Source organism: Streptomyces sp. NPDC093510 (assembly GCF_040683555.1).
Lineage (GTDB): Bacteria > Actinomycetota > Actinomycetes > Streptomycetales > Streptomycetaceae > Streptomyces.
Genome location: NZ_JBFBEE010000025.1, coordinates 42,712 through 64,926 on the forward strand (window position 1 = coordinate 42,712; position 22,215 = coordinate 64,926).

The 22,215-nt window shown below is 71.6% G+C and carries 20 protein-coding genes; 10 read left to right on the forward strand and 10 right to left on the reverse strand.

Translation table 11 applies throughout. The features are described 5' to 3' along the window. Positions 1-5: 5 nt before the first annotated feature. Complete coding sequence (locus AB0N81_RS32460) at positions 6-1,370, forward strand: aldehyde dehydrogenase family protein (protein ID WP_365364672.1); 1,365 nt, start codon at positions 6-8, stop codon at positions 1,368-1,370. Here the strand turns inward: AB0N81_RS32460 and AB0N81_RS32465 are convergent. Beyond that, positions 1,367-2,026: a M15 family metallopeptidase gene (locus tag AB0N81_RS32465; protein WP_365364674.1), complete on the reverse strand. Its 660-nt coding sequence runs from the start codon at positions 2,024-2,026 to the stop codon at positions 1,367-1,369. The genes AB0N81_RS32460 and AB0N81_RS32465 overlap by 4 nt on opposite strands. Positions 2,027-2,378: 352 nt before the next feature. After that, the gene (locus AB0N81_RS32470; protein ID WP_365364676.1) at positions 2,379-5,531 is read right to left on the reverse strand and encodes a BTAD domain-containing putative transcriptional regulator; all 3,153 of its coding nucleotides are present in this window, start codon (positions 5,529-5,531) and stop codon (positions 2,379-2,381) included. A gap of 185 nt (positions 5,532-5,716) precedes the next feature. Here AB0N81_RS32470 and AB0N81_RS32475 point away from each other — a divergent pair, with 185 nt between their 5' ends. Beyond that, positions 5,717-6,343, forward strand: coding sequence for a histidine phosphatase family protein (locus tag AB0N81_RS32475; protein WP_365364678.1), 627 nt, complete (start codon positions 5,717-5,719; stop codon positions 6,341-6,343). Between the two features lie 17 nt (positions 6,344-6,360). Here AB0N81_RS32475 and AB0N81_RS32480 read toward each other — a convergent pair whose 3' ends face one another. The 4 genes from AB0N81_RS32480 to katG form a co-directional block, all read right to left on the reverse strand. Next, positions 6,361-7,725 carry an FAD-dependent oxidoreductase gene (locus AB0N81_RS32480; protein WP_365364680.1) on the reverse strand — a complete coding sequence of 455 codons (1,365 nt, stop codon included), beginning with the start codon at positions 7,723-7,725 and terminating at the stop codon, positions 6,361-6,363. A 189-nt stretch (positions 7,726-7,914) separates the two neighbouring features. Beyond that, positions 7,915-8,532 (reverse strand): TOPRIM nucleotidyl transferase/hydrolase domain-containing protein, encoded by a 618-nt coding sequence (locus tag AB0N81_RS32485; RefSeq protein WP_365364682.1) that lies wholly within the window; start codon positions 8,530-8,532, stop codon positions 7,915-7,917. A gap of 43 nt (positions 8,533-8,575) precedes the next feature. Next, complete coding sequence (locus AB0N81_RS32490; protein ID WP_365364684.1) at positions 8,576-8,758, reverse strand: hypothetical protein; 183 nt, start codon at positions 8,756-8,758, stop codon at positions 8,576-8,578. Between the two features lie 167 nt (positions 8,759-8,925). After that, the gene (gene katG / locus AB0N81_RS32495; RefSeq protein WP_365364686.1) at positions 8,926-11,151 is read right to left on the reverse strand and encodes a catalase/peroxidase HPI; all 2,226 of its coding nucleotides are present in this window, start codon (positions 11,149-11,151) and stop codon (positions 8,926-8,928) included. A gap of 234 nt (positions 11,152-11,385) precedes the next feature. On the opposite strand from katG, the gene AB0N81_RS32500 reads away from it, so the two are divergent. After that, positions 11,386-11,802: a Fur family transcriptional regulator gene (locus AB0N81_RS32500; protein WP_365364688.1), complete on the forward strand. Its 417-nt coding sequence runs from the start codon at positions 11,386-11,388 to the stop codon at positions 11,800-11,802. A 253-nt stretch (positions 11,803-12,055) separates the two neighbouring features. After that, entirely contained in the window at positions 12,056-13,093 is a 1,038-nt protein-coding gene (locus tag AB0N81_RS32505; RefSeq protein ID WP_365364690.1) for a polyprenyl synthetase family protein, read from the forward strand. 16 nt (positions 13,094-13,109) lie between these two features. Here the strand turns inward: AB0N81_RS32505 and AB0N81_RS32510 are convergent, their stop codons facing one another. Next, entirely contained in the window at positions 13,110-13,532 is a 423-nt protein-coding gene (locus AB0N81_RS32510; RefSeq protein WP_365364692.1) for a secondary thiamine-phosphate synthase enzyme YjbQ, read from the reverse strand. A gap of 102 nt (positions 13,533-13,634) precedes the next feature. On the opposite strand from AB0N81_RS32510, the gene AB0N81_RS32515 reads away from it, so the two are divergent. From AB0N81_RS32515 to AB0N81_RS32540, 6 genes are all read left to right on the forward strand, one after another. Continuing rightward, positions 13,635-13,718, forward strand: a complete 84-nt coding sequence (locus AB0N81_RS32515; protein ID WP_355809829.1) for a putative leader peptide — start codon at positions 13,635-13,637, stop codon at positions 13,716-13,718. 243 nt (positions 13,719-13,961) lie between these two features. Continuing rightward, entirely contained in the window at positions 13,962-14,855 is an 894-nt protein-coding gene (locus tag AB0N81_RS32520; protein WP_365364694.1) for an ABC transporter permease, read from the forward strand. After that, positions 14,828-15,601 carry an ABC transporter ATP-binding protein gene (locus AB0N81_RS32525; RefSeq protein WP_365364696.1) on the forward strand — a complete coding sequence of 258 codons (774 nt, stop codon included), beginning with the start codon at positions 14,828-14,830 and terminating at the stop codon, positions 15,599-15,601. Before AB0N81_RS32520 ends, AB0N81_RS32525 begins: the two co-directional genes overlap by 28 nt. A 70-nt stretch (positions 15,602-15,671) precedes the next feature. Next, positions 15,672-16,718, forward strand: a complete 1,047-nt coding sequence (locus tag AB0N81_RS32530) for an ABC transporter substrate-binding protein (protein WP_365364697.1) — start codon at positions 15,672-15,674, stop codon at positions 16,716-16,718. A 2-nt stretch (positions 16,719-16,720) separates the two neighbouring features. Next, positions 16,721-17,929 (forward strand): LLM class flavin-dependent oxidoreductase, encoded by a 1,209-nt coding sequence (locus AB0N81_RS32535; protein ID WP_365364699.1) that lies wholly within the window; start codon positions 16,721-16,723, stop codon positions 17,927-17,929. A gap of 51 nt (positions 17,930-17,980) precedes the next feature. Beyond that, entirely contained in the window at positions 17,981-19,090 is a 1,110-nt protein-coding gene (locus tag AB0N81_RS32540) for an NAD(P)-binding domain-containing protein (protein WP_365364701.1), read from the forward strand. A 19-nt stretch (positions 19,091-19,109) separates the two neighbouring features. On the opposite strand, the gene AB0N81_RS32545 is transcribed toward AB0N81_RS32540, so the two are convergent. From AB0N81_RS32545 to mltG, 3 genes are all read right to left on the reverse strand, one after another. Then, positions 19,110-20,084, reverse strand: a complete 975-nt coding sequence (locus tag AB0N81_RS32545) for a S8 family peptidase (protein ID WP_365364703.1) — start codon at positions 20,082-20,084, stop codon at positions 19,110-19,112. Positions 20,085-20,618: 534 nt separating this feature from the next. Then, on the reverse strand, positions 20,619-21,320 hold the full coding sequence (locus tag AB0N81_RS32550) for an antibiotic biosynthesis monooxygenase (RefSeq protein WP_365364705.1): 702 nt from the start codon (positions 21,318-21,320) through the stop codon (positions 20,619-20,621). A 79-nt stretch (positions 21,321-21,399) separates the two neighbouring features. Next, positions 21,400-22,212 carry an endolytic transglycosylase MltG gene (mltG, locus tag AB0N81_RS32555; protein WP_365364707.1) on the reverse strand — a complete coding sequence of 271 codons (813 nt, stop codon included), beginning with the start codon at positions 22,210-22,212 and terminating at the stop codon, positions 21,400-21,402. Between the last annotated feature and the right edge of the window lie 3 nt (positions 22,213-22,215).

Below are 22,215 nucleotides of genomic sequence, written 5' to 3' on the forward strand. Positions count from 1 at the left end.
CCCCCATGACCACCACCGCTGTGACCACCGACACCACCCCCACCGACGCCGCCCTGACCGAACGGGCCGCGGACCTGGTCGCCCGGCTGCGCGCCACCTTCGCCACCGGCCGCACCCGGCCGCTCGCCTGGCGACAGGAGCAGCTCACCCGGCTGCGCGCGCTGTTCACCGAGAACCGTGAGGCGATCGCGGACGCGCTCCACAGCGACCTGCGCAAGCCCCGCCCCGAGGCGTACGGCGCCGAGGTCGACCTGCCCGTCCACGAGATCGACCACACGCTGGCGCACCTCACCGAGTGGCTGGCGCCGCAGCGGCTCGACCAGGCGTCACTCGCCGGGCTCCCCGAAGGTTCCACGGCCGGCACGCAGTACGAGCCGCTGGGCACCGTGCTGGTCATCGCGCCCTGGAACTACCCGGTGCAGCTGTCCCTGGTACCGGTCGCGGGTGCCCTCGCCGCGGGCAACACCGTCCTCCTCAAGCCGAGCGAACTCGCCCCCGCCACATCGGCGTTGATGGCCGACCTCGTACCCCGCTACCTGGACCCGGAGGCGGTCGCAGTCGTCGAGGGCGGCGTGCCGGAGACCACCGCGCTGCTCGCCCAGCGCTTCGACCACATCTTCTACACCGGCAACGGCACGGTCGGCCGCATCGTGATGCGCGCCGCCGCCGAGCACCTCACCCCGGTCACCCTCGAACTGGGCGGCAAGTCACCGGTGTTCGTCGACCGCGACGCGGACGTCGCGGTGGTGGCCGCGCGCCTCGCCGACGCCAAGTTCCGCAATGCCGGGCAGACCTGTGTGGCACCGGACTACGTCCTGACCGACCCGGCCACCGCGCGCTCCCTCGAAGTCGCGCTCGCCGAGGCCGTCGAGCGTCTCTTCGGCGCCGACCCGCAGTCCTCCCCGGCGTACGGACGCATGGTGAACCAGCGGCACTTCGACCGCGTGTCCGCCCTGCTCGGCTCCGGTACGACGGCGTTCGGCGGGCGGACCGACCGGGACGACGTCTACATCGCGCCGACCGTCCTGACCGGAGTGACGGCGGACGACCCCGTCATGCGGGAGGAGATCTTCGGCCCGGTCCTGCCGATCGTTGAGGTCGAGGGCCTGGACGAGGCCATCGCCTTCATCAACGACCGCGACAAGCCGCTCGCCCTGTACGGCTTCACGGAGAACGAGACGACGCGGCGCCGCCTCGCGGCCGAGACCTCGTCCGGCGGGCTCGGCTTCGGTCTGCCGATGGCGCATCTGCGCGTGTCCGACCTGCCCTTCGGCGGCGTCGGCGAGAGCGGTCTGGGCAGCTACCACGGCCCGCACTCCATCGCCACGTTCAGCCACCGCCGCGCCCGCCTCGACGTGCCGCTGGGTTAGCCGGTCCGGAAGGTCACCGCTCCGTAGTGGGCCCTCGTGGCACTGGTCGCGAGGGCCCAGTAGCGGTCGCCGTAGGACCAGTGCCACCACTCCGTGGGGTAGTTCACGAGGCCCGCCGTGGCCAGGGCAGCGACGAGGGTGCGGCGGTTGCGGCGGGCCGTGGCCGAGATGCGGTCGGTGTCCGTGTAGCAGGCGCCGTCGCTCTCCTCGGGTCCGGCGTTCACCGGTGTGCCCAGATCGAGTTCGGTGCCGCTCGTGGTGCACAGGGTGATGTCGACGGCGGCGCCCGCCACGTGCGGGGCCACCTCGGGCGGCGACAGGGACCGGCTCGCCTGACGGTGGAGGTGGTCGTCCGGCCAGTCGGGGTGGGCCCGTCTGAGTTCGGCGGCGTACTCCTCGAAGTACTGCACCTGCAGATCGATCGGCCGGTATCCCTCGGTGATCAGCAGGCGCAGCCCTTCGGGCAGCAGCCGGGCGGCGCGGGCGAGCCGCCAGGTGACGCCCTCGCGCAGCTGGGCGTAGGCACCCGCGGGGTCCGCGAGACGGTCGTCGACGTCCACGAAGGGCAGGTGGCGCAGGTCGACGAGGGCTTCTCCGCAGTCGTGGACCGGCATGTCGGTGACGCGGGGATCGCTCATGAGGATGATCGGCGGCATGCTCGGCCCCCTCTGTTACGGGAGTCTTCCCGGCGGCGGCGTTCCCCGGCGCCCGGAAGTCCTCGTGGTGGGATTGCTCGGCGCGGGGGTCGTGGGTACAGCTCCGGGGACGGGCCGTCGCCCGCCCCCGGAGTCCCCCGGCCTCGCAGTGGCCCCGCGCGCCGCACGGCCCGTACGACCGACTTCCTCGGTCGTACGGGCCGTGCGCGCAACAGTGGCCTTTCCCCCGATAGTCCCCCGTTGGTTCCCCCGTTGCTGTCGGCCTTGCTGCGCCGCCGACACGTAGAGCCTGACGCACCCCGCTGCAAGTTCTCTGCAAATCCGCGCCAAGTGGTCTGGTGGTGCTGCTGGTTCAGAGGCCGGGTTCGTTCCGCTCGCGGGCCTCGTACGCCGTGAAGACGTCCCGTGCCTCCGCGCGCAGCGCGAGCGCCTCGGTCCGCGCGCCCGCGGCCTCCCGCGCCGCGGCGAGATCGCGCAGGGTGCGGGCGCGGGCCAGCGGCAGGTCCAGGGCGTCCCAGAGCCCGGCAGCCCGGGTGAGCAGTTGTCCGGCGGCGTCGACGTGGCCTTCGGCGAGCTCGCACTCGCCGAGGCTGCGCAGGGCGAGTGCCTCGCCGAAGCGGTCGCGATGGGCCCGGCAGGTGTCCAGGACGCCCCGCAGCTCGACGGCCGCCTCGGCCGAACGCCCCAGCCGCATCCGGCATTTGGCCCTGGCCTGCACCGCATAGGCCGACATCAGCGGGTCCCCGATGGCGGTGAGGAGGCTCACCGCCCGGTCGGCGAGCCGCTCGGCCTCGGCGTACTCGCCGAGCGCGCGGTGCACGAGGCTCAGCGAGCGCAGCGTGAGCGCCTCGCCGCGACGGCTGCCGAGCCTCCGGTAGGCCCGCAGCGAATCGTCCAGGAGGGTGAACGCCGCCTCGTGTTCACCGAGTTCGAGGTGGACCGTGCCCGCGAAGCGGCAGGAGAGGCCGAGGCCCGGGTCGTCGCGGAGCTCACGGAAGCCGTCGACGGCCTGGCCGAGGACGTCCAGCGCGGCCCGCAGCCGCCCCGCCTCGCGCAGGGCGCTGCCGAGCCCGGCGAGGGCCGCGGCCCGGCCGCGCGCGTCCCCGAGGTCGGCGCAGAGCCCGGCCGCCTGCCGGAAGTACTCCTGCGACTCGGCGAACCTGTCCTGTTCGTAGCGGAGTTGACCGAGGCCGATGAGCAACAGGGCCTCTCCGGAGCGGTCCTCGGCGCGCCGGGCCGCGGCCAGCGCGGCGTCGTGGCTGCGCCACCAGGCCTCGAAGCGGTTGCCGACGGCGTACGCGGACGAGCACAGGGCGGCCGCGGCCTCGCACGCCAGGGTGTGCAGGTCGTAGGCGGCGGCCCGTTCCACGGCGGCGGCGAACGCGTCTGCCTCGGCCTCGAACCAGGCCGCGGGATCGGCCAGCGCACGCCGGGTGGCCTCGGGGCCGACGGGCCGCACGACTTCCCGCAGGGCGCCGGCCGCCGCGCTGACGGGCCCGCCCGAGTCCAGGAAGCCTCGGTGCAGTTCGACCGCGCCGGACGGGGTGGCGGACGCGACGCGTCCGGTGAGCCAGAGCCCCGCGCCGAGTGCCCGGCCGACGGCGGCGGAGCGTTCGGCGGGGGTGTCCTCGGCCTCGGCGCGTTCGGCCGCGTACACGCGCACCAGGTCGTGCGGCCGGTAGCGGGGCTGTCCGGCGCGGTCCACGAGGGTGCAGTGCAGCAGCTGGGCGTCGATGAGCTGCTCCACGACGCGGTCCGCGTCGGCCTCCGGCGCGTCGAGCAGCGCGGCGACCACCCAGGACGCCACGTCGGGCGCGGCGAGCAGGCCGAGGCGGCGCAGCGCGGTCCGCGCCGGGGCGTCCAGGGCCCGGTAGCTCAGGCCGAGGCCCGCCCGGACCTCCAGGTCTCCGACGGAGAGTTCGTCCAGGCGGTGGCGTTCGTCGGCGAGCCGGTCGGCGAGTGTGCGCGCCGACCAGTGGCTGCGGGTCGCGAGGCGGGCACCGGCGATCCGCAGCGCCAGTGGGAGCCCGCCGCACAGCTCGACGATGCGGCGGGCGGCCGCGGGCTCCTCGCGTACGCGTCGTTCGCCCGCGACCTTGGCCAGCAGGTCGGTCCCCGGCTCCGAGTCGAGCACGTCGAGGTCGGTGCGGTGGGTGCAGGGCAGCGCGCCGAGGCGGGCGCGGGCGGTGATCAGCACGCCGCAGGTGGCGCTTCCCGGGAGCAGGGGCCGCACCTGGGCCTCGCTGCCCGCGTCGTCGAGGACGAGCAGGACGCGGCGTCCCGCGACGAGGCTGCGGAAGAGGTCCCTGCGTTCGGCGTCCCCTTCCGGAGGGTCGGTCCCCAGGGCGCGCAGCAGGCGGCCGAGCACTTCGCCGGGCGCCACGGGGTCGGTGGCGCCCCGCAGTTCGGCGTAGAGCTGTCCGTCGGGGTACGCGTCGGCGGCCCGGTGAGCGGCCGTGACGCCGAGGACGGACTTGCCGATGCCGCCAGGTCCTGAGATGACGACGACAGGCACGGCCTGCCGGGGCCCTGGTCCCGTCAGGGCGGCCCTGACCTCGCTGAGCTGCGTCTCGCGTCCGGTGAAGTCGCCGATGGCGGGCGGCAGGAGGGCGGGTGCGGGCGGAGGCCGGGTCGCCGCCGGGCCACTGTCGCTGTCGTCGTCACCCTTGCCGGCGCCGGGGTCGGCGCTTTCGAGGTCGGGGATGCTCCGCGCGTCCGGCGCCGCGGCCCGCGAGGTTGCCGCCTCGCTCCGGGCCGGGATCAGCGAGGCGTCCGCCCGCAGGATGGCCTCGTGCATGAACCGCAGGCCGGGCCCAGGGTCGAGCCCCAGCTCCTCGGCGAGTACGTCGCGTCCTTCCGCGTACACGGCGAGCGCGTCGGCCTGCCTGCCCAGCCGGTAGAGGGCGAGCATCAGCTGGGCGCGCGGCCGTTCGCGGGTGGGGTGCGTGGCGACCAGCGCGGTGAGTTCGCCGACCAGCTGCATCTCGCGGCCCGCCTGGGCGAGGTCGGCGGCGATCCGCTCCTCCAGGGCGGCCTGCCGGGCCTCCTCCAGCTGGTCGGCCATGGCACGCAGTGTCCCGCCGATCCCGCCGAGCGCGGGGCCGCGCCACAGCGCGAGGGCGTCGCTGAACAGCCGCGCCGCCTCGGCGTGGTCGCCCGCGGCGGCCGCCCGCCGGCCCCGGGCCGTGAGCCGCTCGAACGCGACGCGGTCGACGACCTCGGCGTCCGCGTGGATCAGATAGCCCGGCGGCTGTGTCTCGATCACGTCGGTGGAGAGCGCGCGGCGCAGCGCGGAGACGTACGACTGGATGAGGGACCGTGCGGTGTCCGGTGGACGGTCACCCCAGATCACGTCGATCAGGGCCTCGGCGGATACGACACGTCCCGGCTCCAGGAGCAGCGCCGCGAGCAGCGCCCGGGGCTTGGGCCCGCCGAGAGCGAGGCGTCGGCCCGCACGCCACGCCTCGACCGGCCCCAGCAAGCGGTAGTACATGTCCGTGTCCACGCCCAGCTCCATGGGTCCCTGCCCCGTACCGCCCCCGCTCCCCGTCCGGCTCGCCGACCGCATGGTCATGCTACGTCGGCGGGACCTCAACTCGTCCGCGCACGTGGTGGATCAGGCCAGGTCCGGCACGCGGCATCATCACAGGACACGGCAGGACGACGGCACGACCGGAAAGGCGGGCTCGGATGCGGAGCTTGTACGTCATCGCCCACCCGGAGGCGACGCACCACATCGAGAAGGTGGTCGGCGGGTGGCACGACTCGCACCTCACACCGACGGGCAGGCTCGCGGCGGCCGCCATCGCCCGGACGCTGCGGGCGCAGATCCCGCGGGGCGCGGAGGTGGAGGTGATCTCGTCGGATCTGCGACGGGCCCGGCAGACGGCGGAGGAGATCGCCGGCCTTTTCGGCGTGGCGCCGGTACTCGACCGCAGGCTGCGGGAGAAGTCCTACGGCGAGGCGGAGGGCCGCCCGCAGGAGTGGCTGGACCGGCGCTTCGTCCCGCCGCCGGCCGATGGTGACCGGATGGGGCATCACGAGGGTGTGCGGGGCGCCGAGACCAGAGGGGAGTGTGCGCGGCGCGTCCACGCCGCCATGGACGACATCCTGGAGCGTCCGCGCACCCACCAGGTCGTCGTGACGCACGGCTTCGCCCTGACATTCGTCGTGACGGCCTGGATCAGGATGCCGTACGCGTCGCTGGGCTCGGTCAGTTTCCGGGCGCCCTCCGGCAGCATCACCGAGCTGCGGGAGGACGACTTCTTCCACAACCGGCAGGTCGTCAGCCTCGGCGCCGTCGGGCACCTCGGCTGACGACCGGGCGGGGGGCCTTACGCGCCGCTCGCCTTGAGCATGTCCTCACGCTCGACGATCTTCACGCGCTCGCGGCCATGCGGCTCGCCCAGCGCCTTCTCCGCCGCGTCGAGGCGGTACCAGCCGTCCCACGTGGTGAAGCGGACGTTCCGCTCGCCGAGGAAGGCGTCGACGGCCTCGGGCTCGGGCGAGGCGGGCGTGTGCAGCCGGCCGTTCTCGCGGTCGTCGAGGAGGCTCGCGACCGTCTCGTTGGCGTCGCCCTTGGTGTGGCCGATGAGGCCGACGGGACCGCGTCGGATCCAGCCGGTGACGTACGTCGACTGCAGGTGGTCGCCGGACTCCTCGATCACGCGGCCCGCCACGTCCGGAACCGTGCCGGTGGCGATGTCCCAGGGCAGCTTGGGCAGTTCGTCGGAGAGGTAGCCGACGGCGCGGTAGACCGCGCCGAGGTCCCAGTCCTTGAACTCGCCGGTGCCCTTGACGTTGCCGGTGCCGTCGAGGGCGGTGCGCTCGGTGCGCAGGCCGACGACCTTGCCGTCCTCGCCGAGGATCTCGACCGGCGACTCGAAGAAGTGCAGGAACAGCTTGTGCGGGCGGTCGCCGACGTCGCGGATGGCCCAGTTCTCCAGGGTCTTGGCGACCATGTCGGCCTGCTTGTTGCCGCGTCGGGTCGCGATCGAGCCGTCGTCGTAGTCGATGTCCTCGGGGTCGACGATGACCTCGATGTTCGGGGAGTGGTCAAGCTCCCGCAGCTCCATCGGGCTGAACTTCGCCTGCGCGGGGCCGCGGCGGCCGAAGACGTGGACTTCCAGGGCCTTGTTGGCCTGGAGACCTTCGTGGACGTTCGCGGGGATCTCGGTGGGCAGGAGTTCCTCGGCGGTCTTGGCGAGGATGCGGGCCACGTCGAGCGCGACGTTGCCGACGCCGAGGACGGCGACCTTCTCCGCCTCCAGCGGCCACGTCCGCGGCACGTCCGGGTGGCCGTCGTACCAGGAGACGAAGTCCGCGGCGCCGTACGATCCTTCGAGGTCGATGCCGGGTATGTCGAGCGCGCGGTCGGCCGTCGCACCGGTGGAGAAGATCACCGCGTCGTAGAAGGTGCGCAGGTCGTCCAGGCTGATGTCGCGCGGGTAGTCGACGTTGCCGAAGAGGCGGATCTGGGGCTTGTCGAGCACCTGGTGGAGGGCCGTGATGATGCCCTTGATGCGCGGGTGGTCGGGGGCGACGCCGTAGCGGATCAGACCGAAGGGGGCCGGCATCCGCTCGAAGAGGTCGATCGACACACCCGGCTCGACCGCCACTGCGGATTTGAGCAGCGCGTCGGCAGCGTAGATTCCGGCGGGGCCGGCTCCGACAATGGCTACCCGCAGAGGGCGAGGCATGTTGAGGTTCCCTTCGAGCGGTGATGGAGTGACTCGAGGGAAAGCCTAAGCTAAGGCAAGCCTAAGTAAGTAGGCGGGTCTGCTTTATGACCCCATAAGCTCGCCTTATGGGCCGGAAGCCACCGTACACGGCGCCCGTTCCGCTCGGAAAACCGCTCCCCACCCCGGCTGTGGGCGCGCCCGCGCAGGTCACACGCTCGCGAGGAGATCGTCGAGCGGTGCCGGCACCTGACCGGTGTCCAGCGCCTCCACGAGCAGCTGCCCGTAACGGATCTTGCGCCCCTTCTTCGTGCCCAGAAAGCGCCGCAGCTGCTGGTCCCGCGGGCGGCCCTCATGGGCGGGCTGGCGCCGCAGGGTCTGCCAGGCGCGCAGGTCGCCCTCCGCCCGGACGATCTCCTCGACCCTCGCCGTGCCCAGCGCGCGGATGAGCTCGTCCTCCAGGTCGGCCGCACACACGAAAACGCCCTGTCGCGAAGCGCGTGCCCGCTCCAGACCCCGGTCGTAGAAGCCGCGCTCCCGCACGTCGCACAGCCCGGTCAGGCGCAGACCGAGGCCGGGCGGCCCGAGCAGACCGGCGTAGCGTCCGACGCTCATCGCCCCGCCCATCGCCACGACGCACACGCCCTCGGCGGCCAGGTCCCGGCCACGCCGCGCGGCCAGCGTCTCGACGGCCGCGAGGTCGCTCGGCCCCTCCAGCAACACCGCTGTCCGCAGCCCCAGTTGCCCGGCCAGCTCAGCCGCCGGCCCATCGGGCCCACCGGCCGCCCACCGACTCACCGCGTCCCGGAACGCCCACATGTCCACCATGCGACGAGTCTGCACGCCGGCCGACCGTCACGACACCGAATACTCACGGCCTCCCACTGGCGCGGTCCCGCCGGCCGAGGCTCTGGCGGCTGCTCGCCCCGGCGTCCTTCCACGCCTGCTCGGCCATGGCCGCCCCCTGGTCGGAGATGTCACAGGTGATGACCCGGCTGTCCGGGGAACCGAGGGCGAGACAGAGCGTGGCGTAGCCGGGGACGGGCGTCGCCACGGACCTCACGACCGGGACCGGCGGGGCCGACCGGAGCGAACTGCGGCTCGGACCGGCGGCGGAGACGCTCCGGCGGCTCCCGTCCGAACCGGCGATCGACCAGGGCGTTCAACGACCTGGTGCCATGTGCGGGGCCGGCCCGTGCGGGGCCGGCCCGGACGTCCGGATCAGACGAGGTCGAACCGGTCCAGGTTCATGACCTTGACCCACGCCGCGACGAAGTCGTGCACGAACTTCTCCTTCGCGTCGTCGCTCGCGTACACCTCGGCGAGTGCGCGCAGTTCGGAGTTGGACCCGAAGACCAGGTCCGCGCGGGTGCCGGTCCACTTGACCGCGCCCGAGGCGTCGCGGCCCTCGAACGTGTCCTGTGCCTCGGACGTCGACTTCCACTCCGTGCCCAGGTCGAGCAGGTTGACGAAGAAGTCGTTGGTCAGCGTCCCTGGGCTCGTCGTCAGGACGCCGTGCTTGGCACCCCCGTGGTTCGCGCCCAGGACGCGCAGGCCGCCCACGAGGACGGTCATCTCCGGGGCGCTCAGGGTCAGCAGGTTCGCCTTGTCGACGAGCAGGTACTCCGCCGGGAGGCGGTTGGCCTTGCCCACGTAGTTGCGGAACCCGTCGGCGGACGGCTCGATCTCGGCGAACGACTCCACGTCGGTCTGCTCCTGCGACGCGTCGACGCGGCCCGGGGCGAAGGGCACCTCGATGTCGAAGCCCGCGTCCTTGGCGGCCTGCTCGACGGCGGCGCTGCCGGCGAGGACGATCAGGTCGGCGAGCGAGACCTGCTTGCCGTCCGTGCGGGCCGAGTTGAAGGACTCCTGGATGCCCTCCAGGGTGCTCAGGACCGTCGCCAGCTCGTCGGGGTTGTTGACCTCCCAGCCGCGCTGCGGCTCCAGACGGATGCGCGCGCCGTTGGCGCCGCCGCGCTTGTCGCTGCCGCGGAACGACGAGGCCGCCGCCCAGGCGGTGGACACCAGCTGGGACACCGACAGGTCCGATGCGAGGATCTGCGCCTTCAGCGCGGTGACGTCCTGGGCGTCGATGCTCTCGTACGTCACCTCGGGCAGCGGGTCCTGCCACAGCAGCGTCTCGCTCGGGACCTCCGGGCCGAGGTAGCGCACGACGGGGCCCATGTCGCGGTGGGTCAGCTTGTACCAGGCCCGTGCGAAGGCGTCCGCGAACGCGTCGGGGTCCTCCTTGAAGCGGCGCGAGATCGTCTCGTAGACCGGGTCGAAGCGGAGCGACAGGTCGGTCGTCAGCATCGTCGGGGCGTGCGTCTTCGACGCGTCGAAGGCGTCGGGGACGGTGCCCGCGCCCGCGCCGTCCTTCGGGCGCCACTGGAACGCGCCCGAGGGGCTCTTGAAGAGCTCCCACTCATAGCCGAAGAGGATCTCGAAGAAGCTGTTGTCCCACGTCGTGGGGGTGTCGGTCCAGATGCCCTCAAGGCCACTGGTGATCGCGTCCGGACCCGCGCCGGTGCCGTGCGAGCTCTTCCAGCCAAGACCCATCTGCTCGATCGGGGAGGCCTCGGGGTCGTCGCCGACCGCGTCCGCCGGACCGGCGCCGTGGGTCTTGCCGAAGGTGTGACCGCCCGCGATCAGGGCGACCGTCTCCTCGTCGTTCATCGCCATGCGGCGGAACGTCTCGCGGATGTCGCGGGCCGCGGCGATGGGGTCCGGAGTGCCGTTCGGGCCTTCGGGGTTGACGTAGATGAGGCCCATCTGGACCGCGCCGAGCGGGTTCTCCAGCTCGCGGTCGCCCGTGTAGCGCTCATCGCCGAGCCAGGTGGTCTCGGGGCCCCAGTAGACGTCCTCGTCGGGCTCCCACACGTCGGCGCGGCCGCCGCCGAAGCCGAAGGTCTTGAAGCCCATCGACTCCAGCGCGACGTTGCCGGTGAGGACGAGGAGGTCGGCCCACGAAAGGGCCTGGCCGTACTTCTTCTTGACCGGCCACAGCAGACGGCGGGCCTTGTCGAGGCTGGCGTTGTCCGGCCAGCTGTTGAGCGGGGCGAAACGCTGCTGGCCGGAGCCCGCGCCGCCACGGCCGTCACTGATGCGGTAGGTGCCCGCGCTGTGCCACGCCATACGGATCATGAGCGGGCCGTAGTTGCCGAAGTCGGCGGGCCACCAGTCCTGGGAGGTCGTCAGCACTTCGGCGATGTCCCGCTTCACGGCGGGCAGGTCGAGGCTCTTGAACGCCTCGGCGTAGTCGAACTCCTCGCCGAGCGGGTTGGCCACGGCGGGGTTCTTGGCGAGGATCTTCAGATTGAGGCGTTCCGGCCACCACTGCTGGTTTCCGCCGCCCTGCGTCGGGTGCGGCGCACGGTGTACGACCGGGCAGCCGCCCGTCTCCTCCGGCTTGGGGTCGGTGACGATCGCGTCGTGGTTCTCAGTCATGAAAATCCTTCCGGAGGGGGCGGATCGCGGTGCTCAAGAGCTGAGGGTGGTGAAGCAGGTGCACACGCGGGTCGGAAGGCGATCCAGTGAAGTCACGTGCTGTTCCACGCTGTTGCCCTGACCCTTGGCTGTCAGCCGGATCCGATCCTACGATGGACTAATTCCAAGTCAATACGAAAGACAGGCGCACGCGGATTCATTCGTACGGACGATGCACAGTGAGGGCTGGTGGCCATGAGTGACCTGCTGCAACGGCTTCGCGGACGGGGTTGGCGGATGACCGCCCAGCGTCGCGTGGTCGCCGAGGTGCTCGACGGTGATCACGTCCACCTCACCGCCGACGAGGTGCTCGCGCGGGCGACCGTCCGGCTGCCGGAGATCTCGCGCGCCACCGTCTACAACACCCTCGGTGAACTCGTCTCGCTCGGCGAGGTGATCGAGGTGGCCACGGACGGCCGTGCCAAGCGGTACGACCCGAACGCCCACCGGCCCCACCAGCATCTGGTGTGTTCGGGCTGCGGCACCATCAGGGACGTCCACCCCATCGGCGACCCATTGGCCGACCTGCCGTCCTCCGAGCGTTACGGCTTCAGCGTCTCGACGGCCGAGGTGATCTATCGGGGCGTGTGCCCGGACTGCACCGGAGCCTGACGGCTCGCCGCGCAAGGAGACGCATTCCCCTGGAAAGGCATCACCGGAATACCGGTCTCCAGAATTACGATCCTGGAATTGCACCCCCGAAGCCGTTTCTAACATACCTTCCTAGCGCGGGACTTGAGTCCCGAGCAGTCCCCGGCAAGCCTTGTGGGCAACAGCTGACGTGTGCCTAGTATCCGGGTGAATGGGTTCGGGGCAGGCGCCGCGGACCCCTCGACCGTACTGCCGCGATCAGGGGAATTCAGGGATGGACCATATACCGGAAAGGAAGACCGTCGACATCATCCTGGATGATTTCCTGGCGGGGAAGAAGCACATCGCGGAGCGGACGAGGGTGGCCCATCTGCTCGAACTCTTCGCGGATTTCCTCGCGAACGGAGAGCGCATCCGCACGGCGCTGACCGTGCTGGGATGGCAGGCGGCCGGCGGGCACGGGGACAGCGACCGCGTGGCGCGCGTCGCCGCGGCACTGGAGATGTTCCACGCGTTCGCCCTCATTCACGACGACCTCATGGACGAGAGCGACACCCGGCGCGGGCGGCCCACCCTGCACCGGGCATTGGCCGAAAGGGCGGAGCCCGGCCGGGCCGAGCATTCCGGCAACAAATTCGCCCTGCTCCTCGGCGATCTGGCTTTCACTTGGTCGGACGAGCTCCTGCACACGGCGGATCTCACCGCACAGCAATTACGGGCCGTACTGCCGTTGATCGTGGAAATGCGCAGCGAGGTGCTGGCCGGTCAGTACCTCGATCTGCGGGCCGCCGGTGAGCTGACGGACGATGTCGACGCCACGATGTCGGTGAACCGCTACAAGACCGCCAAGTACACCGTCGAGCGTCCGCTGCACATCGGTGCGGCGCTCGCGGGAGCCGGGCCCGAGGCGATGGCCGGATTCAGTGCCTACGCCCTCCCGCTCGGCGAGGCGTCTCGGCTCCGCGACGATCTGCTCGGCGTGTACGGCGATGTCGGGGACACGGGCAAGTCGCACCTGGACGACCTGCGCTCGGGCAAGAACACCACCCTGCTCGCGCTCGCCCTGCGCGCGGCCCGCCCGGCGCAGGCCGCCCGCCTGCGCACGCTGCTCGGCGACCCGCTGCTGGACGAGACGGGCGCGGCGGAGGTGCGTGCCGTCTGCACGGCCACCGGCGCCCGGCGGACCGTCGAGCGCATGATCGACGACCGCCGCCGGCAGGCGCTGCGGGCGCTGGACACCGCGCCGTTCGACGCCGGCGCCACCACCGCGCTGAAAGACCTGGCCCATACGGCCACGAGGAGAAGCGCCTGACCCTGCCCGCGCTGTTTCAGCCCAGGAAACTCAGTCGCACCTTCCGGTCCGGGTTGTCGACGTTGGTGTCGACCAGGCACACCGACTGCCACGTGCCCAGTTCCAGGCTGCCGTTGACGACCGGCAACGTCGCGTGCGGCGGAACCAGGGCGGGGAGCACGTGGTCGCGGCCGTGGCCGGGGCTGCCGTGGCGGTGCTGCCAGCGGTCGTCCGCGGGGAGCAGGGTGTGCAGCGCGGCGAGCAGGTCGTCGTCGCTGCCCGCACCCGTCTCCAGGACGGCGATGCCCGCCGTGGCGTGCGGAACGAAGATGTTGAGGAGGCCGTCGCGGCCGCCTGCCGCTTCGCGCAGGAAGGTCTCGCAGTCGGAGGTGAGGTCGACGACCGTCTCGGCCGAACCGGTGGTGACCCGCAGGACTCGGGTGGTGAACGCATCGGACATACCCCCATCCTCCCCCACTCCGCCTCCCATGTGCTGATACCCCGAGTCCGCTTTTCGAGACGCCATTGACCGCGTGCGGACGAAGTGACTACGTTCTGCGGCATGTTGCGTTCAGCCCTGCTCACCACGCGCGGTCACATCGACCTGCTGCGGGTGGCCTCCTCCGCGTGTCGCCGCGGCTGCTGACGCCCTTTCCCCCGCTTTCGCGTTTCTGTTCTCCGGTTTCGGCCGGTAGGCGCCCTGTGCCGTGCCCGCGTGTCCACATGCCTGGCCCGGCCCGCATGCCTGGCCCGGATCGCACGCCTGGCCCGGATCGCACGCCTGGCCCGGACCACGGGCCGATCCGCCTCCGTCCCGCCTGCCGGTAACGCCTCTCCGCCCCCCCTTCTCCACCTCTCTCCGCCCGCCCCTCCCTCCCGTGGAGTGCCTGTGCCCATCAGTCATGCCCCGCCACCCGCACCAGTACCCGACATATCCCCTAAATCAGTGTCTGAAGCGGCGCTCGCTCCCGCGCCAGGACCGGAGCTCGAAGCCCTCGTCCCCTCCTCCAGCCGCCGCGCACGCGTCCCCCGCTGGCTGCGCCGCACCTCGGGACCGCTCGCGCTGCTCGCGCTCTGGCAGATCCTCACCGCCACCGGCGCACTGACCAGCGACGTGCTCGCCTCGCCCGGGACCATCGCCCGCGTCGGCGGTGATCTCATCCGGGACGGGTCCCTGCCGAACGCCATGGGCGTCTCGCTCCAGCGCGTCGCCCTCGGGCTGCTCTTCGGGACCGTCGTCGGCACGGCGCTCGCCCTCGTCTCGGGCCTCTTCCGCATCGGCGAGGATCTCGTGGATGCCAGCGTGCAGATGCTCCGCACCGTGCCGTTCGTCGGGCTCATCCCGCTGTTCATCATCTGGTTCGGCATCGGCGAGGCCCCCAAGATCGCGATCATCACGCTCGGCGTGTCCTTCCCGCTCTATCTGAACGTGTACGCCGGAATCCGGGGCGTCGACGCCCAGTTGATCGAGGCCGGGGAGTCGCTCGGCCTGTCGCGATGGGGGCTCGTGCGGCATGTCATCCTGCCCGGCGCGCTGCCCGGGGCCATGACGGGGCTGCGCTACTCGCTGGGCATCTCCTGGCTCGCCCTCGTCTTCGCCGAGCAGGTCAACGCCGATGCCGGCATCGGCTTCCTCATGGTCCAGGCCAGGGACTTCCTGCGCACCGACGTGATCGTCGTCTGCCTGGTCGTCTACGCCTTCCTCGGCCTGACCGCCGACTTCGTCGTCCGAACCCTCGAAAGGCTGCTGCTGCAATGGCGACCGACGTTCACCGGCCGGTGACCACGGCCCCGGCCCCCGACACGGGCACGGCGCCCTCGGCCGTACGCGTCGACGGGCTGACCCGCACCTTCGACGGACGCGCCGTCATCGACGACCTGCGCCTCGACGTACGTCCGGGCGAGTTCGTGGCGCTCCTCGGCCGCAGCGGCTGCGGCAAGTCGACGCTGCTGCGCATCCTCGCCGGGCTCGACCGCGACATCGAGGGCACCGTGCTCGTGCCGCGCCGCAAGGCCGTCGCGTTCCAGGCGCCGCGGCTGATGCCGTGGAAACGGGTGTGGCGCAATGTGCTGCTGGGACTGCCGGGCAAGCCCGACCGGGACGTCGCCGAGCAGGCGCTGGCCGAAGTGGGCCTGAAGCACCGCACCACCGCCTGGCCCAAGACGCTCTCCGGCGGTGAGGCCCAGCGCGCCTCGCTGGCCCGCGCCCTGGTGCGCGAGCCCGATCTCCTCCTGCTCGACGAGCCGTTCGGCGCGCTCGACGCACTCACCCGCATCAAGGCACAGCGGCTCGTCGACGAGCTGTGGCAGCGGCGCGGCTGCGCGGTGCTGCTCGTCACCCATGACGTCGAGGAGGCGGTACTCCTCGCCGACCGGGTGCTCGTCATGGACAGCGGCGTCATCGCGTACGAGAGGGAGATCGACCTGGAGCGGCCGCGGGGCATCTCCGACCCGCGCTTCGGTGAGCTCCGCGCCGAGCTGCTCCAGCGGCTCGGCGTCGAGGCACCCTCCGAAGCCTCCGCCGCCTGACCCCCAGCCATCAAGCCCACCCGCTCCCCCGTTACCACCCCACGCACCGATCGAAGTGAACGGAACCGTCATGCGACGACCACGCCCCGCCCCCGCCGTCCTGCTGCTCCCCCTGGCCCTGCTGCTCGCCGCCTGCTCGGGCACCTCGTCCGCCGGCACGTCGATCGGCGGCGCGGGCGGCGGCACCGACGGCAAGGGGTCGTTGACCCTGAACGTCGGTGACCAGAAGGGCGGTTCGGAAGCCGTGCTGCGCGCGGCCGGAGAACTCGACGACCTCGACTACAAGATCCGCTGGTCGACCTTCACGTCCGGCCCGCCCCTCCTGGAGGCCATCAACGCCAAGGCCGTCGACATCGGCGGCGTCGGCAACACCCCGCCGGTCTTCGCGGCGGGCGCGGGCTCGAAGATCTCCGTGGTGGCCGCGAGCCACGGCACGGCGGCCGGGGACACGATCCTCGTACCCGACGGCTCTCCGCTGAAGGAGGCCGAGGACCTGAAGGGCAAGTCCGTTGCCGTGGCACAGGGTTCGTCGGCGCACTTCCAGCTGGTCGCGTCCCTGAAGAAGGCCGGGCTCGAGTTCAAGGACGTCCGGGTCAAGTATCTGCAGCCCGCCGACGCACTCGCCGCGTTCACCAGCGGCAAGGTGGACGCCTGGGCTGTCTGGGACCCGTACACCTCGCAAGTTCTTCGGGGGAAGAAGGGCCGTGTCCTGACCGACGGCGACGGGCTGGTGAACGGCCTCGCCTTCCAGGCGGCCGCGCCCGGCGCGCTCAAGGACAAGAAGAAGAGCGCGGCGATCGCCGACTACCTGGAGCGGCTCCGCAGGGCGCAGGACTGGGTCCACAAGCATCCGCAGGCATGGGCGAAGGTCTGGTCGAAGGACACCGGCCTGCCCTACGAAGTCGCGCTCGACGCGGTCAAGCGCACCAACGGCACCCGTGTCCAGGTGGCCGTGGACAAGAACGTCGTCACGTCCGAGCAGGAGATCGCGGACACCTTCACCGAACTGAAGCTCATTCCCCGCCGCATCGACTTCGGCGACTTCGTCGACACCCGCTTCAACGGCGATCTGCCGCCCTCCACCACCGAGCCGCGCACGTACAGCGAGGAGTCCTGACCATGAACGTCCACCTGCACTGGTTCCTGCCGACCGGCGGCGACGGCCGCACCCTCGTCGACCGGCACGCCTACACCGACGGCGGCATCACCCGCTCCCGCGTCACCCCGGTCAGCGGCGTCCGTGCGCCCGACATCGAGTATCTGGCCCAGATCGCCAAGGCGGCCGAGCAGTTGGGCTTTGAAGCGGTGCTCACGCCGACGGGCACGTGGTGCGAGGACGCCTGGCTGACGACGGTCGCGCTGGCCCAGCACACCGAGCGCCTGAAGTTCCTCGTCGCCTTCCGCCCCGGCGTGCTCTCCCCGGTGCTCGCCGCGCAGATGGCGGCGACGTATCAGCGCATCACCCGCGGCCGGCTGCTGCTCAACGTGGTGACGGGCGGCGACTCTACCGAACAGCGGCGGTTCGGCGACCACCTGGACCACGACCGCCGCTACGCCCGCACCGATGAGTTCCTCTCGGTCGTACGAGGGGTGTGGAGCGGCAAGCCGTACGACTTCGACGGCGAGCACTTCCAGGTCGAGGGCGGTCTGACCGCACTGCCGCCGGACCCGCTGCCGGAGATCTTCTTCGGTGGTTCTTCGGCGGCCGCGGGTCCTGTCGCGGCGCGGCACACGGATGTGTATCTGACGTGGGGCGAACCGCCGGAGCAGGTCAAGCAGAAGATCGACTGGATTCGCGGGCTGGCCGAGAGGGAAGGCCGTACGGTCCGCTTCGGCATCCGGTTGCACACCATCTCCCGTGACTCGTCGGCCGAGGCGTGGGCGACCGCGAACCGGCTGCTCGACGACCTCGATCCGGACACGATCGCCGCTGCCCAGGAGGCACTCGGCCGCAGCGAGTCAGTGGGCCAGCGGCGGATGCTCGCGCTGCACGGCGGCTCCCGGGACAAGCTGGAGATCTCGCCGAACCTGTGGGCCGGTGTCGGCCTGGTGCGCGGCGGCGCGGGCACCGCCCTGGTCGGCAGCCATGCCGATGTCGCCGACCGGATCGAGGAGTACCACGCGCTGGGCGTCGAGCACTTCGTCCTGTCCGGCTATCCGCATCTGGAGGAGGCGTACTGGTTCGGTGAGGGCGTCATCCCCGAGCTGGCCGTGCGCGGGCTGCTGCCCAGGGTCCCGGCGTCTCCGTTGACGGGCGTGCCCGCGGCGAACGGCCGGCCGGCCTCCGCGCCGGGCGGCGCGCCGCTGTTGGTGGCCGGGGGACGCTGAGAGTTCCGTCCCGCCGGGAAGATCCCGGACCCCGACACAGTTAGTAGAAATGTGAACGACATCGGGGTACGAGACGCGGCCGCCACGACGGCGGTACAGGACGTGGACGTGGTCGTCATCGGCGCCGGGCAGGCGGGCCTGTCCAGCGCCTACCACCTGCGGCGGGTCGGTTTCGAGCCGGGCCGGGACTTCGTGGTCCTCGACCACGCGCCCCGGCCCGGCGGCGCCTGGCAGTTCCGGTGGCCTTCCCTCACGTACGGGAAGGTGCACGGCATGCACGCGCTCCCCGGCATGGAGCTGACGGGCGCGGACCCGGCGCGCCCGTCGTCGGAGGTCATCGGTGAGTACTTCGAGGAGTACGAGCGCCGCTTCGGTCTGGAGGTGCGGCGGCCCGTCGACGTGCACCGGGTCCGCGAGGGCGACGGCGGCAGGCTCCTCGTCGAGACGTCGGCGGGCACCTGGTCGACTCGGGCGCTGATCAACGCGACGGGCACCTGGGACCGGCCGTTCTGGCCGCGCTATCCGGGACAGGACACGTTCCGCGGGCGGCAGCTGCACACGGCGGTCTATCCCGGCCCCGAGGCGTTCGCGGGACAGCGGGTGATCGTCGTGGGCGGCGGCGCGTCCGGCACGCAGCACCTCATGGAGATCGCCCCCTTCGCCGCCGCGACCACCTGGGTCACGCGCAGCGAGCCGGTGTTCCGCGAGGGGCCGTTCGACGAGAACTGGGGGCGCGCGGCCGTCGCCATGGTCGAGGAGCGCGTGCGCCGGGGCCTGCCGCCGCGGAGCGTGGTGTCGGTGACGGGGCTGCCCGTGAACGACGCGATCCGGCGGGCGCGGGCCGACGGCGTCCTCACCCGGCTGCCGATGTTCGACCGCATCACTCCGGACGGCGTCGAGTGGGACGACGGCCGCCGTGTCGAAGCGGACGTCATTCTCTGGGCGACGGGCTTCCGCGCGGCGATCGACCACCTGGCGCCGCTGCGGCTGCGCGAGGCGGGCGGCGGCATCCGGCTGGAGGGGACCCGGGCCGCCGCCGACCCGCGCGTCCACCTGGTGGGGTACGGGCCGTCGGCCAGCACGATCGGCGCCAACCGCGCGGGCCGGGCGGCGGTGCGCGACATCCGGCGGCTGCTGGCGGAGGCGCCGGTCGCGGTGTGACGCGGCGCCCCCGGACCGGCTAGCGCAGGTACAGGGTGTAGAGGAGCCTGTCGGGTGTGACCGGTGGCGTGCCCTGCAGTGCACCGGTGGTGGCGTTGTCCACGAGGCTCCGCTTGACCTGCGCCGGGGTGTCCGTGGGCCGGAAGCCCAGGTGCAGCGCGGCGGCTCCTGCGGCGTGCCCGGTGGCCATCGACGTGCCGCTGAGGGTGGCCGTCGCGGTATCGCCGTCCTTCCAGGCCGAGGGGATCTGCACGCCCGGTGCGAACAGCGACACGCAGGTGCCGTGGTTGGAGGAGGACGCCCTGCGGTCGCTCCGGTCGCTGGCGCCGACGCTGATCGTCTCGGCCACCCGTGAGGGCGAGGTGTTGCAGGCTCCGCCCGCCTGTCCGGAGCTGCCCGCCGAGACGGTGTACGTGACCCCGGAGCGTATGGAGCGCCGCACCGCGCTGTCGAGGACATCGCTGGCCCCGCCGCCGAGGCTCATGTTCGCGACCGCCGGCCTCGCCGCCTTCGCCGTCACCCAGTCGACGCCCGCGACGACCCCCGAGGTGGTGCCCGAGCCCTGGCAGCCGAGGACGCGGACCGCGACCAGGCGTGCCTGTTTGGCCACCCCGTACGTCTTCCCGGCGGCGATGCCTCCCACGTGGGTGCCGTGGCCGTTGCAGTCGTTGCCGTTCTGGCCGTCGCCCACGGTGTCGGTCCCCACCGAGGCGCGGCCGCCGAACTCCGCGTGCGTGGTCCGCAGGCCGGTGTCGATGACGTACACGCTCACATCGGGGGCGGTGGTGCGGTAGGTGTACGTGGTGGACAGCGGGAGGCGACGCTGATCGATGCGGTCGAGCCCCCAGGGCGCGCCGGGCTGCGTCTGTTCGTCCGCGGCGATCCGGACCCGGGTGTCCTGGCGGACGTATGCGACCCGGGGGTCGGCGGCCAGCCGGGCCGCCTGCGCCCGGGACATTTGGGCGGAGAAGCCGTGCAGCGCCGCCCGGTACACGTGCCCGATGCGCGCCCCCCCCTGCCCGGCCGACGAGCTCGCGCGCTACGTCGGGCACGGCGGCGGAGGTGACCGCGGCGCCCGCGGTCCGTGCACCCGGTTCCTTCAGGACGACGATCCAGCCGTCCGGCACGGCGGTCTCCGAGCCGCTCGCGAGCCGCAGGTCTCCGGCGGCGCCGGGAGCCGCGTGGGTGGCGGGGGTGACGGCGATGAGTCCGGTGGCGGTCAGCGCGGCGGACAGCAGCACCGCTGCCTGCCGCCGACGGGAGGGCATTCTCATTTCCCGGTGCACCTGAACCTTTCGTTGACCAGGGGTGGGGTCGGGTCATGTGCGGTGCGTGGTGCGGTTGTTGCCCGTGGTTCTGCTGTCGTCCGTGGTTCTGCTGTCGTCCGTGGTTCTGCTGTCGTCCGTGGTTCTGCTGTTGTCCGTGGTTCTGCTGTTGTCCGTGGTTCTGCACGGAGCGCATGCCAGCCTCTCGCGACGCTCAGCGCGGTACAAGAGGCCGGAGCGCCCGTCCGGGAACGGGGTGCGCCTCAGGGTGCGGCGACGTTCACCAGGCTCTTGTACGGGAGGTAGCGCGGGATGCTGGGCCGGGTGGGGGCCGGGGTGACGCCTTCCAGGCTGTCGATCATCAGGCCCAGTTCGACGGTTCCCCCGCCCTCGGTGAAGCGTCGCCAGGCCGACATGTCCCTCCACTCCCCGTGGTTGAGGACCTTCCGGCCGTCTTTGCTCGTGTGGAAATGGGCCGCGATCAGTCCCGGCGGCCGGGTCCGCTCCAGAATCGCGATGACACCGTCGATGAAGGCACGCTGACTGTCCGGCCCCTCGGTGTCGAAGACAGGAGTGACCAGCGCGCCGGGAGTGCTCTCTGCTTCCTCCTCGGTCAGATAGCTGCGGTGGAGCGAATAGCGGACCTCGCCGGGACGCTCGATGCCGAGGACCATGCGGTCGACCCCGCTGATGTTCCCGGAATTCCGGGCGGCATGTGCCCACGCACGCTGGGAATCGTCGTCCGTCCACTGCGCGTAATTGAGGACCTCACGCCCGTTCTCACTGAGGAACGTGGTGAAGGAGAGCATGCCTGCCGGGCGTTCCTGGTGTTCCCACTCCTCGATCACCAGGTCCGCGGCCTGCTTCTGGACCCCTGGGGCCGGCAGGGTCCAGGAACTGACGAGGATCGTTCCCACGTCCGCGCGCCGGACGTCGGGGAAGGCGCGTGATATCGGTGCGGCCATGGTCGGCTCCTCCTCCACACTGAACGGTACGGTCAGGGAGAAGCGTTGTACCTGAACCACGGTTGAGGTCAAGGAGAAGCTAGTTCGCCTTGTTGAACTCCTCCACGTTCTTCTGGTGTTCCGAGAAGCTGGCCGTAAAACGCGTGTCCCCCGGCTTTACGGTCACGAAGTACAGCCAGTTTCCGGGAGTCGGGTTGATTGCGGCCCGCATTGCCTCTTCCCCGGGGTTGCCGATCGGCGTGGGCGGCAGGCCCATGCGTGCGTAGGTGTTGTACGGGCTGCTGATCTTCGTGTCGCGTTCGCTGGTGGCCAGCGTGGAGCGGTTGAGCGCGTAGTTGATCGTGGAGTCCATCTGCAGCGGCATGCCCTGGTCGAGTCGGTTGCGGATGACCCGGGCGACCTTGCCCATCTCCTCCTTGGAGCCCGCCTCGGCCTCGATCATGCTTGCGATGGTGACGGTCTGATAGAGGTTCATGGCGTTCTGGTCGGCCCCTGCTGTGGCCTGACCGCCGCTGAACTTCTTGTTCGCCGTCTCCACCATGTACGACAGCACGGAGGCCGGGGTCGACTGGGAGTTGATCGGGTACGTCGCCGGGAAGAGGTAACCCTCGGGGTTGCCGCCGGCGTCGCGCGGAAGTTTGAGGTGGGCCTTGGGCAGGGCCTTCTTGGTGGTGCCTGCGGGCACCTCCAGGGCCTTGTCCACGGCCGCGTACACCTGCCCCGCGCGCCACCCTTCCGGGATGGTCAGGGTCTTGGGCCCCGCGTCGTCGTCAGGAAGCAGCAGCGGCACCGCCACGGCGGCGGCCGCGGCGGCGGCTCCGGTCGCGATCAGGGCGATCCGGCCCCGGCGCGTCAGTTGAGTCGTGCCCCGTCTCGGAGTCTTGGTCTGCATGCG